The organism is Burkholderia sp. D-99, assembly GCF_011605345.1.
Classification (GTDB): domain Bacteria; phylum Pseudomonadota; class Gammaproteobacteria; order Burkholderiales; family Burkholderiaceae; genus Burkholderia.
The window spans coordinates 259,998-277,302 of sequence record NZ_JAAOXM010000002.1; the positions used below are offsets into that span (position 1 = coordinate 259,998).

Here is a 17,305-nt window from a genome sequence, read left to right on the forward strand (position 1 = left end):
TCGCTTGTCCGGCATCACGTCATATGAGCCAGGAGTCGCCATGAACGAAGTCGATCATCAAGGCCGGAACAGCGCAGACGAGGTGCTGCTCGTCATCTCGATTCAAACCCTTCCCGGAAAGCGTCACGAGCAGATTGCCGCGTATGAACACCTCGCGCCCATCGTTCGCGCGGAACCCGGGTGCCTCCAGTACGACCTGCATCCCGTCGCCGACGATGAAAACCGGTTCGTGCTGATCGAGCGCTGGGCGTCGGCGGCCGCGCTGGCCGCTCACGACGCGACGCCGCATATGGTCGCCAACGATGCGCGCAGCCCGGGGTTCAGGGCGGCACCGGCAACGGTGGTGCGATTGATGCCCGAGCGCGTCGCATAGGTGGAAAAGCGTTCGTCGCGAATTCCGGGGGGCGCTTCGCAGGTGCCCGCGTTCGGCGATGAAAGGCCGTTCGCGGCAACCTGTCTTCGAACAACATCGGAACATTTCGCGCCGGTGCGCTGGCGGGTGTCGGAATCGGCCTGTTCACTCGGGCTTCACTTGCCGGCGAACTTTGGCATCCCGACATAACCACCGTGCTCGACGATTCGTTGAACGAAGTCAAAGACGTCGGCCTCGTCTGTCCAAAATACCGGTATGTGTCGGCACCTGTCCGAATGGTGACGGATTTTATCCGTCACGCAGGCCTGCCGTGTTTAGGCAACCATCGGAGCGAAAATGCGCTCGGCCCCAATCGCGCGTGACGCAGACACGCCGTGACTGAAACTGCGGGTGCCCGCATCAGGAAGGAATCAGCGCATCGTCAGTCACTGCGCGGATATGGCGACGGCGTCATTCGTGGATCGTTGGTCGGCATGTCGATACCCAGCAACGACAGAAGCGGCGGGTCAAAGCAATGTTGCGGGAAGAAGTGATTGAAATAGGAAACGTCCTCGCGTCGGTCCGACCTCTCGAACATCGCTTCAATCGGCCCCCAATAGTATTGCCAGGACAACCTGTCCATCTCGCGCTGTCGATCGCCCGGAAGCGCATCGGTTTCAATCGTGCTCAGCCCGTCGTGCGTGAATCGATAGACGCGCCAGAACCCGTCGCTCAGGAAATTCGGCGCACTCGGCGAGAACGCGACATAGTCCGCACCGGCTGCGTCCCGATACCCGGCAATGCGGGTAAATGCCTGAAAGGACGGGATGCCGGCCATGCGGTCCGGATCGCGTAATTCGAGCTGGTAGAAATAGAACAGCGTCTGCGTGGCTTCGTCATACCGGACGACCAGCTTGTTGCCGGGGTTGTGATACCACCCGGTCGCCGGATCCGTGTATCCGCCATAACCGTCCGGCTGCAGGCCCGGCTTCCTGCCCAGGATGCATCGAACATCGTCGATCAGTGCATCACCCCAGTCGGCATAGAACTGATTCAACCGTGTCTTGTCAATCGATACAGAAGCGTAGATACCTACCGGCTCCATGCGTTTGCTCCGTCAAGGTGGGTCCGATTCATCATCACGCATGTTACAACCAGCCCCGGCGCGGGCGTGTCGGCACGTTGCAATCAATCGAACGGTACCCGGGGTTCGTGACGTAACCGGAACGAAAAATCGGCGAGCGCACGTATGCAGAACAATGCGGCAATAACGCCATCGTCAATTCGGCATCACGCAAGGTCGAGTCGACCGCTGTCATTCGTGAAGCATTTGCTTTTGCTTCGGCTTTTGCGTCGATTCAAACAGCACCGCACCTGAATGCCTTTTCATTTCCCGCACATCACTTGCGTTACGATTCACGTCATCCTCAACTCCGTGGAAGCACATGAAGACTCGCGCCATCGCGGTGAGCACAGTGCTCATTGCGCTTTTCGCCAGCGCAGCCGTGCCGCTCGTCGCCAGCGCCGCGCCTGCCCAGGAACCCAGCACGCCCAGCTACGACACCTACAAGTCATGGCTGGTCGCCTGCGACAACGGCTTGACCTGCGAGGCGAAGGGTCTCGCGAACGGTGGCGAGACCGGCGCAGACTTGCGCTTCATTCGCGCGGCCGGGCCGAACGGCACGCTCACGGTACGGCTGAGCGTCGCCACCGACACCAGCATCAATCTCGATGACCTGCGCGTCGACGACGCGCCGCTGCGGCTGGACGACTCGGCCTGGCGCGCGAAATTAGACAACGGGATAGCGACGTTGTCGACCACGCGACCGGCGGCCGTGGCAGCCTTCGTCTCACGGCTTCGCAACGGCACGAAGCTTCAGTTCGGCGAGGATGCAAGCGCTTATGTTCCGCTCGATGGCATGGTCGCCGCGCTGCTGCGTGTCGATGACCGGCAAGGGCGCATCGGGGGAACTACCGCGTTGATCCGCAAGGGGCCTGCCCCCGCGTCCCAGGTCACGCCCGCACCGCCGCTACCCGTCGTACCGGAACGGAAGATCGCATCGCAGTTGTCCGATCAAGAAGAAGAAGAGCGCCTGATCGCGCGCGCGAAACGTATCCGGGATGCCAGCAGTTGTGAGGAGAATGCGTCACGGTATCTCCATGAAACAGCGTATGCACTCGACAAGAGCAAGGCGCTCGTGTTTCTTCCATGCGTCATGGGCGCCTACCAGGGTTCGTCGGATGTGTTCATCGCCCCGCGCATCGGTGGCGGAAAACCGGAGCCCGTCAAACTGCCGATCCCTGAAGGGGGCTTTTCAGACCCTTCACTGACCGAACCGTCCTTCGACCCGGCTACCGGCACCCTGTCGACTTTTGGCAAGGGACGCGGGCTGGCCGATTGCGGCTATCAGGCCAGCTGGATCTGGGATGGCCATGCGTTCCGGATGTCGGCTGAGTCGCAGCAGAAAACGTGTGGTGGCGTTCAAGGAGGCGACTGGCCCACGCTCTATCGGTCGCGAAGGAAGTAAGCCAGCGATCACTTTCGATGACGCTGATGCGATACGGTCGTTCTCGCGACCGCACTGGAGGCGGCTGACCACGGCATCGTCGACGATCCGGGCGGCGTTGCCGAACGAACGAGCGGGCCGGCCGCGCCGACACGCCGCCGCACGACCACGCCCGCCCGATCGCTCAGTAGCGGCTGCGCCCCCACAGCGTCTTCGGCTCGTCGAGCAAATGGCGCAGCCCGCTGCGCTCGATCGTGATTTCCGCGACTTCGTTCACCCGTTCGAGCACCGCGTGCTCGTCGACCGACAACACGCGCCGATCCTCCATCAGCACCCTTCCGCCCACCATCGTCATGCACACGTCGGCCGCGTTCGCGAAACACGTCACGCGGTACACGGGCATGTTCATCGGCATCATGTGCGGCCGGAACAGGTCGACGAGGATGATGTCGGCGAGCTTGCCGGCTTCGAGCGAACCGGCCTCGTGATCGATCGACAGCGCCTTCGCCGCATCGATCGTCACCATCTCCAGCACCTTGCCGTGCGGCAGCACGTCCGGGTCGCGGAAATGCCGGCGGTGGTAATGCATGCACTGCCACATGTGGCGGAACATGTCGTAGCCGCGATCGGGCGCCGCGCCGTCCGACGCGATCGCCACCGTCACGCCCGCATCGATCAGCTCGGGCACCGGGCAGCGCCCGATGATCGACATGATCGCGCTCGGGTTGTGGACGATCGCGGTGCCGGTCTCGACGCACGCCGCGATGTCGTCGTCGGTCAGGTCGATGCTGTGCGACATGAACGACGCCGGGCCGAGCAAGCCGAGCTCGCGATGCGCGAACGCGAGCGTGCCCGCGCGGTGGCCGTCCTGCGTGAACGTCAGCCCGCGCTCGCGCGCGAGCGCGCCGTAGCGCGCGGCCTGATCGCGGAAGTCGCGCTCGTACTGCGCGAGCTCGGGATCGTGTTCGGGCCCGTACACGGGCAGCGTGAGCGCGATGCGGATCCGGCCATCGGCATCGCCGTGGCATTCGTCGACGATGCGCTCGCATACGTCGTACATCGTGTCGAAACCGATATCGCGCGTGTCGCTGCCGTCCGGCGTGTGGCGCGTATAGGCACGCGGCGCGGGCGGGCGCGACGGGCCAACCGCGACGATCGAGCGCGTACCGGTGCGCACGACCGCGTCGCAATGGCGCCGCGCATAGACCGGATCGTCGACGCGCATGATCGAATTGCCGCCGCCCAGCAGCGACACGCCCGTCGTCACGCCGGCCTTCAGCCGTTCGAGCGCGGCGAGATGCGATTCGGCTTCCCAGAACGCTTCATCGGACGCGCGCGTATAGATCGTCTCGGCCGCGGCCGACCACGCATCGCCGTCGGCGCCGCCGATCGTGCGCAGCATCGCGTGGCCCGCGTGCGCATGCGCATCGATCAGGCCCGGCAGCACGGCCTTGCGGCGCGCGTCGATCGTGCGCGCGGAGCGGTAACGCGCCTGCAATTCATCGGTGCCGCCCACGGCGACGATGCGCTCGCCCTTCACCGCGACCGCGCCGTTCTCGATCACGCGTCGCTGCGGGTCCATCGTGATCACGCAGCCGTTCGCGATCAGCGTGTCGATCGCTTCGCGGTTGTGGTCCCGGTTGTCCCCTCGCTTGTCCTCGGTAGTCATCGCTCAGTGTCCTGTTGTGGTTCGATGGGTCTTGCTGCCGTCCAGCGGCCGGGCCATCGGGCGGAACCCCGGCGGCCCGGCGACGGCGTCATGCATGAAAAGCGCTCACGCCGAACCGACCGGCGCCGCGATACGCGCCTTCAGCTTGCGCTGCACCGCGCTGATCACGATGAACACCACCGCATTCACCGCGAGCGCGACGAGCCCGGGGTTGATCGACGTCAGCGTGTTCGACGCGCCCGGGAACAGCGACGCGAGCGTCACGCCATAGTAGTTCGTCATCGCGATCACGATCGCACCGGCGACGATGCCCGCGAACGCGCCTTCACGCGTGCCGAACGGCCGCGTCAGGAAGCTCGACGCGAGCATCGGCACGAGCTGCGTGAGCAGGCTCGACGAGAAGATCGCGAGCGTGACGAAGGTCGCGCCGCCGCGCAGCACGAAGTAGACGACCACCAGCGTGAAGATCGGCAGCGCGATTCGTGCGACGCGCGTCACCTCGCGGTCGGTCGCGTTCGGCGCGAAGCCATCACGGTAGATGTTGCGCGCGATCGTCGTCGAGGCGTTCAGCATGATCAGCGAGCCCGGCACCAGCGCGGTGAGCAGCCCGGTGCCGCCGACGATGCCGACGAACCACGCGGGGAACGTCTGTTTCACGAGGCGCAGCAGCGCGAGATCGGCCTGCGCGCCTTCGAGCCCGTGCACGGTCATCACGGCCGCGAAGCCGACGAGGAACAGGAACGCGATCAGCACCTGGTACAGCGGCATCAGGATCACGTTGCGGCGCAGCGCGCGCTCGTCCTTCGCGACGTAGATCGCGGTGAAGCCGTGCGGATACAGGTAGTAGCCGAGCGACGTGAGCAGGATCGTCGAGTTGTACCAGCTCAGGTTGAAGCCGTGCTCGGGCATGCGCAGCAGTTCGGGATGCACGGCGTCGATCTTCGCGAACATCTCGCCCAGGCCGCCGTAGTAATGCATCGGCAGGTACAGGCCGAGGAAGATCGCGATCGCGAGGATCAGCACGTCCTTGAAGATCGCGATGCTCGCCGAGCCGTGGATGCCCGACACGACCATGTACACGGCCATCAGCGTCGCGGCGATCCAGATCGCGGCCGCCTGCGGAATCAGCCCGTACGACATCTCCGACACGATCACGCCGAGCCCGCGCAGCTGGATCATCAGCAGCGACACCATCGCGAACACCGCGACGACCGACACCAGCACGCCGATCGCGCGGCTGTCGTACTTCGACGCGAAGTAGTCGGCGAACGACACGAGCCCGCGCTCTTTCGCGTAGCGCCAGACCGCCGGCAACATCCAGTAGCCGATCACGAACGCAAGGCAGCCGTACGACAGGATGTAGAACGCGGGTACGCCCTTGCTGTAGGTCCAGCCGCTCGCGCCGAGGAACGAGAACGTCGAGAACGCCTCGCCGGCCATCAGCAGGAACGTGAGCAGCGAGCCGAAGCCGCGGCCGCCGACTGCCCACTGTTCGAGCGTGAGCTTGCGGCCGCGGCGCGCCATCACGCCGATCGCGAGCGCGAACACGGCGAACGCCGCGATGATGATGATCGAAGCGTTCATCGCGCGTCTCCCGAACGGCCCGCGCGGGCCGCGTCGCGCTCGTCGAGATGGAACAGGATCGCGAGGATCGCGGCCGTCGCCGCCATCCAGATCAGGTTCCAGACGAGCAGGAACGGCAGCCCGAACACCAGCGGCCGCACCTCGGCAATCGAACCGCCCGCATACATCCCGACGAACGGCAAAGCCGCCAGCAACAGTTTGAATTTCATGTGAGCCTCCTGCGGAAGACGCGCGTACGCATCAGGACATCAGAACTTCTGGCGGATGCCGACCACCACCGCCACCTGCGACGTCGTCGACGACGCGCTGTCGGTGCCGTCGATCCACGCCTGGCCGACACCCGACGACGCCTTCTGGTAGAAGCCGTTCACGTACACGTCGGTGCGCTTGGACAGCAGGTACTGCAGGCCAGCCGATACCTGGTGGTAGTGGCCGCTGTCGCTGGCGCGCGCGACCTGCGTGTAGGTGTAGCCGGCCGCCGCCATCAGTGCCGGCGTGATCATGTAGCGCAGGCTGCCTTCGTAGTTGTTGAAGCGAAGCGCGCCGCCCGTTGCCTGCCCGAAGTTCGAGCCCGTGTACAGCAGGCCGAGCGTGGCCGGCCCGATCGCGTAGCTGCCGCCCGCTCCCCAGATCTGCTGGCGGATCGCGTTCCCGAGGCTCGCACCGAACACCGATGCCGACGACGGATAGTAGTTATCCGAAGCAACTGCGCCGCTCGTGCTGACCGCCGGATGGTTCACGCGCGCATACGCGGCGCCCGCGTTGAGCGGCCCGTTCACATACGTGACGCCCGCGCTCCAGCTGTTGTCGTTCGCGAAGCCGGTCGAGTTCGAGAAGCCGTACACGAGGTTCGCCTGCAGGCCCGCAACCGTCGGCGATACATACTTCACCGCGTTGTTGAGACGGAACGTGTTGTTGATGTCGTCGTTGTCGAACGGGTGCGTCGAGTACTGCGCGAGGAAGCTGCTCATCTGCAGCGAGCCGAGGATGTCCTGCGTCGAGTTGTACTGGCGGCCGAGCGTCACCGCGCCCCAGTTCGCGCCGCTCAGGCCGACCCACGCCGAACGCCCGAACATCCGGCCGCCCTGCCCGAGCGCGCCGTTCGCGACGTTGAAGCCGTTCTCGAGTCGGAAGTTCGCCTTCAGGCCGCCGCCGAGATCCTCTGAGCCGATCAAGCCCCAGCGCGGGCCCGATTCATTGCCGCCCGTGAATTGCCACAATGCATGGCCCTTCGCGTTGTTCGTGTAGGTCACGCCGGCGTCGACGATCCCGTACAGCGTCACCGTCGACTGCGCGTGCGCGGCGCCGGCAAACAGCATTGCAATGGCCGCGTTCATGCATGCGACGCCCGTCTTCCTGTCCATCATTCGCACCATCTCCGTCATCTCCTCTCCAAACCTGCTCATCGATGTTGTGTTGTGTTTTGTCGTCCTGCCCATGCATCCCGATCGAGTTGTATAGACAGTCGCTGGATGGTATCCAGCCGCAATCACATCAAGAAATGAAATGTTCAACTGGTCGGCAGTTGAAAATCGAATGGCAGGCGACGGGAAGGGAGATGGGCGAAGTCCGGGCGACCTCGCAAGAGAAACGAAAGCGCGGAAGTCCGCACGATGCGGCGCGTTTTGGTCAGACGTGAATGGCTTGCGTAAGCAAGCTGACGATTCGGCGACGCGCGATGCGGCTATACGGTTTTCCCTGACAGCCGATGCACCGCGCGTCCGGGGGGCGTGTTATCGCAGTTTCTCGGCGACCGCGCGCGCCACCATGCTCAGCGCGTCGCCGCGTTCGAGCGCGGCGCGCTGCCGTGTCGCCTGGCCCTGCGCACCGAGTGCCCGCGGCGCGAAGTCCGGCGACGACGAGAACTTGACGATCGTCAGCGCGGCCTTCGGATCGACGAGGATCGACTGGCCGAAGCGCCCCGCCGCCGCGAACGAGCCGTCGCCGTCGTTCACCTGATACCAGTAGTCGCGATACGCATAACCGTCCTTGCCGGGAACCACGTTGCCCTTCGCGAACAGCGCCGCGTTGTGCGCAGGCTGCAGCGCCGCGCGAATCGTTGCGGCGGGCAGTGTGCCGGACGCGCCGCCGAGCCCGGTGCGCACGCGTTCCGCGAAGCGTGCGGCATCGCGCAGCGTCGTATACAGCCCGCCGCTCGCCATCGCCATCGCGTTGCGGTCCACGGCGACGTAGGCATCGTCTTCCGCGAATTCGCGCCACAGCCACCGCTCGACCAGCGCGCTCCACGATTGCCCCGTCGCGCGCTGCATCGCCCACGCGACGGCTTCCGGCGAGCCGTTCTGGTAGAACCACATGCTGCCGGGCGCCACGTCCGGCACGCGCTGCACGGTCTGCAGGAACTCGACGATGCTGGCCGGCGCGCCTTCGCGGTGCGGCACCAGCCCGACCGCGCCGAACAGGCCGAGATCGGGCGGCACGCCCGGCGTATAGGCGGTGGGCACTTCCATGTCCAGGTTCTGCTGCAGCGTCGCGCTGCCGAACGGCGTGTCGGCCAGTTCCGGCACCGCGCGCGACAGCTGCGCGCCCGCATCGAGCACACCCGATTCGATCATCTGCGCGGCCAGCAGGCCCGTCACCGATTTCGTCATCGACGCCCATGCGTGCGGCTGATCGGGCCGGAAGCCGTCGAAATACCGCTCGTAGACGATCCGGCCGCGCTGCACGACGATGAAGCCGTCGGTATGGGTCGCGCGCAGGTACGCGTCGAGCGTCAGCGTCTCGCCGCCGATCGTCACCGGCAGCGCGTCGAGGCCGGGCGCCGGGTGCTCGGGCAGCGGCATCGGCGCGGCCGCGTGCCGGATGCCGGCCGTCGGCGCGAGCAGCCGCGTGTTGCTCAACGCCCAGCGCAGTCGCGCGGGCGTGAACGCGTTCGCCTTGTTGACCGCCTGGTCGGCCGGCGGCGGAAAGCCCTGCATCACGCCCGGCGCGGCAACGTCGGTCGCGGTGGTCGCGGTGGTCGCGGTGGTCGCAGTGGGCGCGGTGGGCGCGGTGGTCGCGGTGGTCGCGGTGGTCGCGGTGGGCGCAGTGGGTGCAGTGGGCGCAGTGGGTGCAGTGGGCGCAGTGGGCGCAGTGGGCGCAGTGGGCGCGGTGGGCGCGGTGGGCGCAGCGGGCGCAGCGGTCGCGGCAAGCGTGAGCCCGCCGGCCAGCACGAAGGTGCCGGCCAGCCGGCGGGTGCGACGGGTAGCCGTCAAGCTTCGATGAATTCGCATCGAGTCATGCCTCGTAGTGGAAAGTGAACGGGCGACGTGCCCGGCAATCAGGGTTGCTGGCCGTCGATTCGCAACAGGTTCGACACCGACGCGACACCGTCGACGCGCCGCGCGGCCGCCGCCGCGAGATTCGCCTGGTTCGTATCCGTGACCGAGCCGGCCAGCGTCACGTTGCCGTCGCGCGCCCGCACGAGGATGCGCGTCGCGTTCAGGTTTCGGGTGCGCGCGAGCGCCGTGCCGACGCGGCGTTGCAGCTTGCGGTCGGCTGCCTTGCGTTGCGCCGGCGACAGGCCGGCCGGCGCAGACGCCTGCGCGGTGTCCTGCACGGGTGCCGATGACGGGGCCGCCGCGCTCGCGGCGTCGGATTGCGCATGGGCGGCGACGGTGCAGCACATTGCCATCAGCAGCCCCGCGGCAAGTCGGGATGAAGTACGCATGATCGAATCACACTCCGGAAAAGCGGTTGAAGGAAATCTCAGAACTGCGTCATCAGCCCGATCGACACGCCGGTCGTCGCGCTCGCGCCGCGCCGCAGGTTCAGCGCCGAGATCGTCGCGGGGTCGCGCATGTACGCGCCCGTCATCCCGTTGCGGTCGACTTCGACATACAGCTCGGTGCGCTTCGACAGGAAATACTCGGCGATCGCATAGGTCGTCAGCTTGTGGCCGTCCGCGCCCGACGCGTTGCCGAGATTGCGCGCGCGGTCGTAGAACGCGGCCGCGCTCAACTGTACCGATGGCAGCGGCTGCACGACGACGCCGAACGACGGGATGTCGTCGCGCCGCGACGGCGCGCCGGCCTTGTTCGCGGTCACGTTCAGCGACGCATAACTCAGGTAGAAGCGTGCGCGGCCGAGCTGCAGCGTGCCGCCGGCCTGAATCGTCTGCGCCGACTGCGTACCGTCCGGGCTGTACGTCTTCGCGTACGACGCGCCGCCCATCAGGTCGGCCAGCGTATACATCGCGGCCGCCGAATAGTTGGTGCCCGCGCGCGACGCGCCCGCGACGCCGCCCGGCGAATAACTCGCACCGACCCTCAGCCCGCCCGCCTGCCCGAGATACTTGATCGTGTTGTTGAAACGCGAATCGAGCGTGAAGAAGTTGCCGTCGAACAGCACACCCGGCTCGACCGCGAGCGACTGCCCGCGCCCGCCGAGCGGATCGAGCGCGATGCCGAGATCCTCGGCCGCGTTGAACTGGCGGCCGAGCGTCACGCGGCCGAAGTCGCCCGACAGGCCGACATACGCGGCTTGCGAAAACAGCGTGCCGGCCGTCTTCACCGCACCGGTGCCGCTGTTGAACGCGCCATCGAGCACGAACAGCGCCTTCAGCCCGCCGCCGAGATCCTCCTTGCCGCGCAGGCCGAACTCGTTGCCCGCGATGATGTTGTTGTTGAAGCCGACCTGACTGCCGCCCGGCAACCCGTTGACCCAGCGCACGCCGCCGCCGATCCGGCCGAACAGCGTCACGCTGGACTGCGCGTGCGCGGCCCCCGAAAGCGCGCCGATCAGCGCCGCCACCATCACCTTTCTCATGCGTCTCCTCCTTGTTGTCGAATCGTCTCTTTCTTGCTTTCCTGCCAATCGATAAGGATTACTGCACTTTTAGAATGCTCGTTGTTCCGACACGACCGATGCCGCGGCGTTAGCCGCGCGACTCGCGCATCGCGCCCGGCGTGTCGTGCGGCCGTTGCGCCAGCCGGCGCACCGAACGCTGCGGATCGAGAAACAGCACGCCGAACACGCCGCACAGCACGAGCACCACGCCGCACACGAGGCTCGCCTGCTCGAAGCCGCGCGCGGTCGACGCGCCGGCCGCCTCGATCAACAAGCCCGTCACGATCGGTGCGCCGAGGCCCGCGAGCGACGCGAAGCCGTTGCTGAGCGCAAGCACGCCGCCGCGCTGTGCATCGGGTGTGACTTCGGCCAGCATCGCGGGGCCGATCGAATACATGGTCAGCGTCATCCCGCTGCCGAGCGTCAGCGCCGCGAGCTTCGCCGCGCGCGGCAGGTCCGGCAGCGCAAGCGCCGCCAGCAGCAGCCCCGCGATCGCCAGCGTCGTCGCGACGAACACGCCACGCCCGTAACGCGACGGCACCCCGCGCGCGAGCAGCATCTGCGACAGCCACGCGAGCGCGAGGCTCAGCGGCGACGTGACGGCGACGAACAGCGCGAACATCCGCCCCGCCGCATGCGGCTCGAATCCGAGCCCGAGTTGCAGATAGGCCGGCATCCACGTCAGGCTCATCGCCAGGATCCAGTTCGCCGCGAAATGCCCGAGGAAATTGCCGATCACCGTGCGATCGGTCAGCAGCAGCCCGTACGGCACGCGTTCGTCGCGCGCGACGCCGGCCGCCCCCGCCACGCGGCCGCCGCGCACGAGCGTGCCCTCCTCGCCGCATGCGGCCCACGCGACGCACCACAACGCGCCGAGCGCCGCGAGCACCGCGAAGTTCGCGCGCCAACCCCAGTGCGTCGTCACGACCGGAATCGACAGGCCGGCGATCAGCATGCCGAGCGCGCTGCCCTGATGCAGCAACGCGACCGGCAGGTTGCGCCGCGCATCCGGAAACCACTTGTAGAGCGCATGCACGGCAACCGGCGACGCAGGCCCTTCGCCCGCGCCGAGCAACACGCGGCACCCGATCACGACCCAGATCGACCCTGCGACCAGCATCGGCAACTGCAGCACCGACCACGCGGCCGCCATCCCGAACAGCAACCACTTCGCCGGCCAGCGGTTCGCGGCGATGCCGCCCGCGACGGCCGCGACCGCGAACAGCCAGTTGAGGCTGCCGCCGATCAGGCCGAACTGCGTCGGGCTCAGATGCAGCTCGCGCATCATCGGCACCGACACGAGCCCGAGCGCCACCTTGTCGAGAAAATTCACCAGCATCATCAGCGCGAGCATGATCGCGATCGACCATGCCCGTGCCGGGCGGTATTGCGTGTCGCCTGTCGTCATCCGTGTCTCCGTGTTTTCTGTCAGGGCCGTCGTGTGCGGCCGCTAGGCGTCGTGCTCGCCGAGGCCCGGCACGTGTTCATCGCCGTCCGGCAGCCCCAGCGAGAACTTCACCGGGAAGCGCACGGCGAGCGCCCCGTCGATCTCGTGGGCGACGCCGCGCGCACGCACGTGCGGATCGGCGAACAGTTCGTCGGGGTCGGGGAGCGGCGACACCGGCAGGTCGAAGCCGCGCAGCATGCGCATCCAGTCGTCCAGCGTGCGGCTCGCGAACACCGACTTCAGCAGTTCGCTGACCTCGCACTTGTGCCGTTGGCGGCCGGCGCGGCGCGCAAAGCGCAGATCGCGCAGCGCCGGGAACGCATCGCCGAGCGCATCGCCCAACGTCATCCAGAACTTGTCCTCGAGGATGCCGAGCGCAAGATGGCGGCCGTCCGCTGTCTCGAACAGGTCGTTGTCGGGCATCACCCAAGGCGCGTCGGCGGGCGCTGCGCGATGCGTGCGCGACGCCCATGCGGCGGGCGCCGTCCACGCCAGCGTCGCGTCGTGGATCGACACATCGAGGTGCTGCCCCTGGCTGTTCGCACGCGCGCTCATCACGGCCACCGACAGCGCCAACGCCGCGTGCATCGCGGCGGCGTAGTCAGCGAGCCGCACGCGCGGCCGGCCGACCACGTCGTCGACCTGCGCCGGGATCGCCCAATAGCCGGCTTCCGCGAGGAAATTCAGGTCGTGGCCGGGGCGTGCCGCATTCGGGCCATCCTGTCCGTAGCCCGAAATCGAGCACATCACGATGCGCGGGTTGATGCGCGCGAGTGTGTCGTAGCCGATCCCGAGACGCGCCATCACGCCGGGCCGGAAGCCTTCGACGACGGCGTCGGCACGGCGCACGAGATCGAGAAAGCGGTCGCGATCCGCCGGCGCCTTCAGGTCGAGCGCGACCGACCGCTTGCCGCGGTTGAATTGCGCGAACACGGCGTCGCCGAGCAGGCGCGCCGCGTCACCGGTGAGCGGCGGCTCGATCTTGACGACGTCGGCGCCGAGCTGCCGAAGCAGCGCGCACGCATGCGGACCGGGCAGCAACTGGCTCAGGTCCAGGATCGTCACGTCGTTCAGGCACGACCATGCGGGTTTCGCGTGCTGCTGCGCCGGTTCGTCGGCGTGCGGGGCATCGATCGTCATCGCTCACGCTCCCGCGCCGGCTGGTTCGAGAATCGCCTTCGCAATCGTGTTGCGCTGGATCTCGCTCGTGCCGGTCAGGATCCGGAACATCCGCAGCTTGCGGAAGGTCTGCTCGACCGGATGGCCGCGCGTCACGCCGACGTTGCCGTGAATCTGCACGGCCTTGTCGGCGACCTCGAAGCAGCGTTCCGATACGAACAGCTTGCACGCGGCCGCCGCCATGCGCAGGTCGGCGCCCGCGTCGGCGAGCATGGCCGTGTGCGCGATCATGCTCTCGCACGCCCACAGCGCGGCGGCCATGTCGGCGAGCATGTGCTGGATCGCCTGGAAGCGCGCGATCGGGCCGCCGAACTGCCGGCGCGTGCGTGCGTAGTCGAGCGATGCTCGATAGGCCGACATCGCGAGGCCGAGCATCGTCGGGCAATGCAGCAGCCGGTTCACGTTGATCCGCGACATGCCGAGCTTGAAGCCGTTGCCGACGCCGCCGAATACGTTTTCGCGCGGCACGCGCACGTTGTCGAAACGGATGTCCGCATCGATGTGCTGGCCCGACATCGGCACGTATTCGTGCTCGACGGTGACGCCCGGCAGGTCGAGATCGACGAGCACCGCCGTGATCTGCGGCGGCGTCGCGGCCGCGTCGGTCACGCACATCACGATCGCGAAATCGGCGAACGGCGCGCCGCTGATGTAGTGCTTCGTGCCGTTGATCACGAGCGAGTCTCCGTCCTCGACCGCCGTGGTGCGAATGCTCATCGCATCCGAGCCCGAGTGCGGTTCGGTCAGCGCGAAGCAGGTGGATTTCTCGCCGCGCATCACCGGCTTGAAATAGCGTTCGAGCTGCGCGGGCGTCGCGTACTTCAGCATGTTGCCGACGCGCGGCGGCCCGCCCAGCTCGCCGAGCACGTGCGGCGCAAGCGCCGCGCCCGATGCGGCCAGGTCGGCTTTCAGCGCGCAGGTCTCGACGATCGACAGCCCCTTGCCGCCGATCGCGACGGGCAGGCTCGCCGTGTAGAAGCCGAGTTCGGACGAACGCTGCCACACACGGCGCAGCACATCGCGCGGCCACACGGCTTCGGAGTCCAGCCGCAGCTCGCGCTCGATCGGGCGCAATTCGTCGTCGACGAAGCGCAGCACGGCCGCGCGCAGCGCGACGAATTCGGGGCGATCCAGATGATCGAACATGGTGAGTTCTCCTTCAGTTGACGCGGCGCGAGACGCCGTGCCAGTACTGCTCGCGTACGAGCTTGCGGGCGATCTTGCCGCTGGCGTTCTTCGGCAGTTCCGCGACGAAATCGACGGCGCGCGGCAGCTTGTAGTCGGCGAGCAGCGCGCGGCAATGCGCGACCAGATCGGCAGCCTGCGCGTCGCGGCCGGGCTTCAACACGACGACGGCCTTCACGGCCTCGCCCCACTTTTCGTCGGGCACGCCGACCACGCATGCCTCGAGCACGTCCGCATGCCGATACAGCGTCGCCTCGACTTCCGTCGGGTACACGTTGAAGCCGCCCGAAATGATCATGTCGTTCTTGCGGTCGACAAGGTAGATGAAGCCTTCGTCGTCGGTGCGCGCGAGATCGCCCGTATGCAGCCAGCCGTCGACCAGCACCTCGCGCGTCAGCTCCGGCGCGTTCCAGTAACCCTGGAACACGTCCGCGCCGCGAATCACGATCTCGCCGAGCGCGTCGCCTTCGACTTCACGCCCGTCCGCGTCGACGACGCGCACCTCCGTCTCGCCGAGCGGCCGGCCGCACGACGCGAGCCGCGCATGATCGGACAGCAATGCGTAGGCGTGATCGGCGATGCCGAGACGCGTGACACCCGACGTCGACTCGCTCGCGCCATAGCCCTGCGACAGCACCGGGCCGATGCGCGACCACGCCTCCTCGATGCGCGCCGGCGCCATCGGCGCCGCGCCGTAGCCGAGCACTTTCAGGCTGCGCAGGTCGGCGCGCACGAGGTCCGGCTCGTTCAGCACCATGTTGATCATCGCCGGCACCATGAACGCGTGCGTGATGCGCAAGCGCGCCACGTCGGCGAGGAAGCGCGCGGGCTCGAACGCATCGAACAGCACGAGCGTCGCGCCGCAGAACAGGTAAGGCTGCATCAGCATGCCCGACGCGTGCGTGATCGGCCCGATCAGCGCGAGCCGGTCGCCGGGCTGCGCGGGGCGGTCCATGCCGAGCACGATCTTGCGCAGCGACGCGAGCCGGTTGCCGTAGCTCTGCATCGCGGCCTTGATGCGCCCCGTCGAGCCGGACGAGAAATGCAGCACCGCGAGATCGTCGATGGCCGGCACGTAGTCGGGCATCGCGCTGCTGCCCTGCGCGAGCAGCGTTTCGTAATCGAGGTAGCCGTCGGTCGCGCCGTCGATCGACACGAACCGTTCCACCGACGCGAAGCCCGGCGAGTCCGGCGTGTAATGCGTATAGCCGCGGCCGCCGATGAACGCGACGGGCGTGCAGTTGCCGACGACGTCGGCCGCCTCGGCCACGGTGAAGCGCGGATTCAGCGCGGCCTTCACGAGGCCGGCCTTGTACAGCGCGCACTCGATCTCGACGAGCTCGATGGCGTTGCGGGCCTGCACGGCGATCCGCGCGCCGGGCGCGAAGCCCAGCCCGCGCAGCGCGTTCGCGAGGCGCGTCGAACGCTCGTCGAGCTGACGGTAGGTGACGGCGCGGTCGCGATGCAGCACGGCGGGCTGGTCGCCCCAGTAACGGGCCGCGCGCCGCAGGAAGTAGGCGAAGCTCAAGCGAATTCTCCTGGTCGAACGATGCCGCCAGTCTGTAAGATGCACGGGCATCACCACAATGCATTACCGGCTATAAAGTCATAACCCGTAGGAATCCCCTGATGGATACGCGCGATCTGGAATACCTGTTGGCCGTCGAACGGCACGGCAGCATCGGCAAGGCCGCCGACGCGTTGGGCCTGTCGCAGCCGGCACTGACCAAGGCCATGCAGCGGCTGGAGACGCAGGTCGGCGTGACGCTGTTCGAGCGAACCGCGAGCGGCATGACGCCGACGCCGGCCGGTGCGCGGTTCGTCGCGCGCGCGCAGCGGATCGCGCTCGAATTCGACGATGCGATGCAGGAGATGCGCGCGATTCGCGGCGGCGAGCAGGGTGTCGTGCGGATCGGCTACTCGCCGACCGTGCCGACCGCGCTGGTGCTCGGCGCGTGCCGGCAACTGATCGGCGAACGGCCGGCCGCGAAGCTGCGGCTGCGCTGCCGGCTCGCGCGCGAGCTGCTCGACCTGCTCGCGGCCGGCGAACTCGACCTCGTCGTGGCGCCCGCGCCGACCCAGCCGGACGCGACACTCGCGCGCGTCGAGCTGTTCAGCGACCGCCTGTCGGTGCTCGCCGACGAAGCGCATCCGCTGCAGCGCAAGCGCGGCCTCACGCTCGCCGATCTCGTCGACCAGGAATGGCTGCTGCCCGAGACGACGCTGCCGGTGCGGCGCCAGATCGACGACGCGTTCCGCGCACGCGGCCTCGCCGGCCCGCGCCTGCGCGTCGAAACGGATTTCGGCAGCACGTCGTTGCTGCACCTGCTGCGCGGCACGCCGCTGCTGTGCGTCGGTGGAACCGAGGCGCTCGATCAGCTCAACGGGCTGCGCGCGCTCGACCTGCTGCCCGGCGAACTCGACCTCGGACGGCGCATCGCCGCGATGCATCGGGCGGGCGCGTACCTGCCGCCGCTGGTGCAGCGCATCGTCGCGCTGCTGCAGGCGCGCGTGAAATAGCCACGCGCACCCGCCGCGACCATCATTTGCGGGAGTGATGACACTCCCCTTTTTCTGCGGATTTGACCGGGGAGGCA

Annotated in this window: 15 protein-coding genes; 3 read left to right on the forward strand and 12 right to left on the reverse strand. The window is 67.4% G+C overall.

Annotated features, from left to right (window positions below):
* Positions 1–4: 4 nt before the first annotated feature.
* Complete coding sequence (locus HAV18_RS08245) at positions 5–373, forward strand: putative quinol monooxygenase (protein ID WP_243771579.1); 369 nt, start codon at positions 5–7, stop codon at positions 371–373.
* 421 nt (positions 374–794) lie between these two features.
* On the opposite strand, the gene HAV18_RS08255 is transcribed toward HAV18_RS08245, so the two are convergent.
* Positions 795–1,457, reverse strand: a complete 663-nt coding sequence (locus HAV18_RS08255) for a hypothetical protein (protein WP_166954601.1) — start codon at positions 1,455–1,457, stop codon at positions 795–797.
* Positions 1,458–1,797: 340 nt separating this feature from the next.
* Between HAV18_RS08255 and HAV18_RS08260 the strand changes: the two genes are divergently transcribed.
* Positions 1,798–2,880 carry a DUF1176 domain-containing protein gene (locus HAV18_RS08260; RefSeq protein ID WP_166954603.1) on the forward strand — a complete coding sequence of 361 codons (1,083 nt, stop codon included), beginning with the start codon at positions 1,798–1,800 and terminating at the stop codon, positions 2,878–2,880.
* A gap of 163 nt (positions 2,881–3,043) precedes the next feature.
* On the opposite strand, the gene HAV18_RS08265 is transcribed toward HAV18_RS08260, so the two are convergent.
* From HAV18_RS08265 to HAV18_RS08315, 11 genes are all read right to left on the reverse strand, one after another.
* Positions 3,044–4,528 (reverse strand): amidohydrolase family protein, encoded by a 1,485-nt coding sequence (locus tag HAV18_RS08265; RefSeq protein WP_166954605.1) that lies wholly within the window; start codon positions 4,526–4,528, stop codon positions 3,044–3,046.
* Between the two features lie 105 nt (positions 4,529–4,633).
* Positions 4,634–6,112 carry a sodium:solute symporter gene (locus HAV18_RS08270; protein ID WP_166954607.1) on the reverse strand — a complete coding sequence of 493 codons (1,479 nt, stop codon included), beginning with the start codon at positions 6,110–6,112 and terminating at the stop codon, positions 4,634–4,636.
* On the reverse strand, positions 6,109–6,321 hold the full coding sequence (locus HAV18_RS08275) for a DUF3311 domain-containing protein (protein ID WP_166954609.1): 213 nt from the start codon (positions 6,319–6,321) through the stop codon (positions 6,109–6,111). The genes HAV18_RS08270 and HAV18_RS08275 overlap by 4 nt, the downstream gene beginning before the upstream one ends.
* Positions 6,322–6,360: 39 nt before the next feature.
* Positions 6,361–7,476 (reverse strand): porin, encoded by a 1,116-nt coding sequence (locus HAV18_RS08280; protein WP_166956671.1) that lies wholly within the window; start codon positions 7,474–7,476, stop codon positions 6,361–6,363.
* Positions 7,477–7,845: 369 nt separating this feature from the next.
* Positions 7,846–9,342 (reverse strand): serine hydrolase, encoded by a 1,497-nt coding sequence (locus HAV18_RS08285; RefSeq protein WP_243771580.1) that lies wholly within the window; start codon positions 9,340–9,342, stop codon positions 7,846–7,848.
* A gap of 47 nt (positions 9,343–9,389) precedes the next feature.
* Positions 9,390–9,779, reverse strand: a complete 390-nt coding sequence (locus HAV18_RS08290) for a BON domain-containing protein (protein ID WP_166954611.1) — start codon at positions 9,777–9,779, stop codon at positions 9,390–9,392.
* A gap of 38 nt (positions 9,780–9,817) precedes the next feature.
* Positions 9,818–10,876, reverse strand: a complete 1,059-nt coding sequence (locus HAV18_RS08295) for a porin (protein WP_166954613.1) — start codon at positions 10,874–10,876, stop codon at positions 9,818–9,820.
* 109 nt (positions 10,877–10,985) lie between these two features.
* Positions 10,986–12,305, reverse strand: a complete 1,320-nt coding sequence (locus tag HAV18_RS08300; RefSeq protein WP_166954615.1) for an MFS transporter — start codon at positions 12,303–12,305, stop codon at positions 10,986–10,988.
* Between the two features lie 42 nt (positions 12,306–12,347).
* A complete protein-coding gene (locus HAV18_RS08305; RefSeq protein WP_166954617.1) occupies positions 12,348–13,484 on the reverse strand; it encodes a CaiB/BaiF CoA-transferase family protein in 1,137 nt (378 codons plus the stop codon).
* A gap of 3 nt (positions 13,485–13,487) precedes the next feature.
* Positions 13,488–14,669, reverse strand: a complete 1,182-nt coding sequence (locus HAV18_RS08310; protein WP_166954618.1) for an acyl-CoA dehydrogenase family protein — start codon at positions 14,667–14,669, stop codon at positions 13,488–13,490.
* 13 nt (positions 14,670–14,682) lie between these two features.
* Complete coding sequence (locus HAV18_RS08315) at positions 14,683–16,236, reverse strand: AMP-binding protein (RefSeq protein ID WP_166954620.1); 1,554 nt, start codon at positions 16,234–16,236, stop codon at positions 14,683–14,685.
* Positions 16,237–16,337: 101 nt separating this feature from the next.
* Between HAV18_RS08315 and HAV18_RS08320 the strand changes: the two genes are divergently transcribed.
* A complete protein-coding gene (locus HAV18_RS08320) occupies positions 16,338–17,228 on the forward strand; it encodes a LysR family transcriptional regulator (protein WP_048245716.1) in 891 nt (296 codons plus the stop codon).
* The last annotated feature ends 77 nt before the right edge of the window (positions 17,229–17,305 follow it).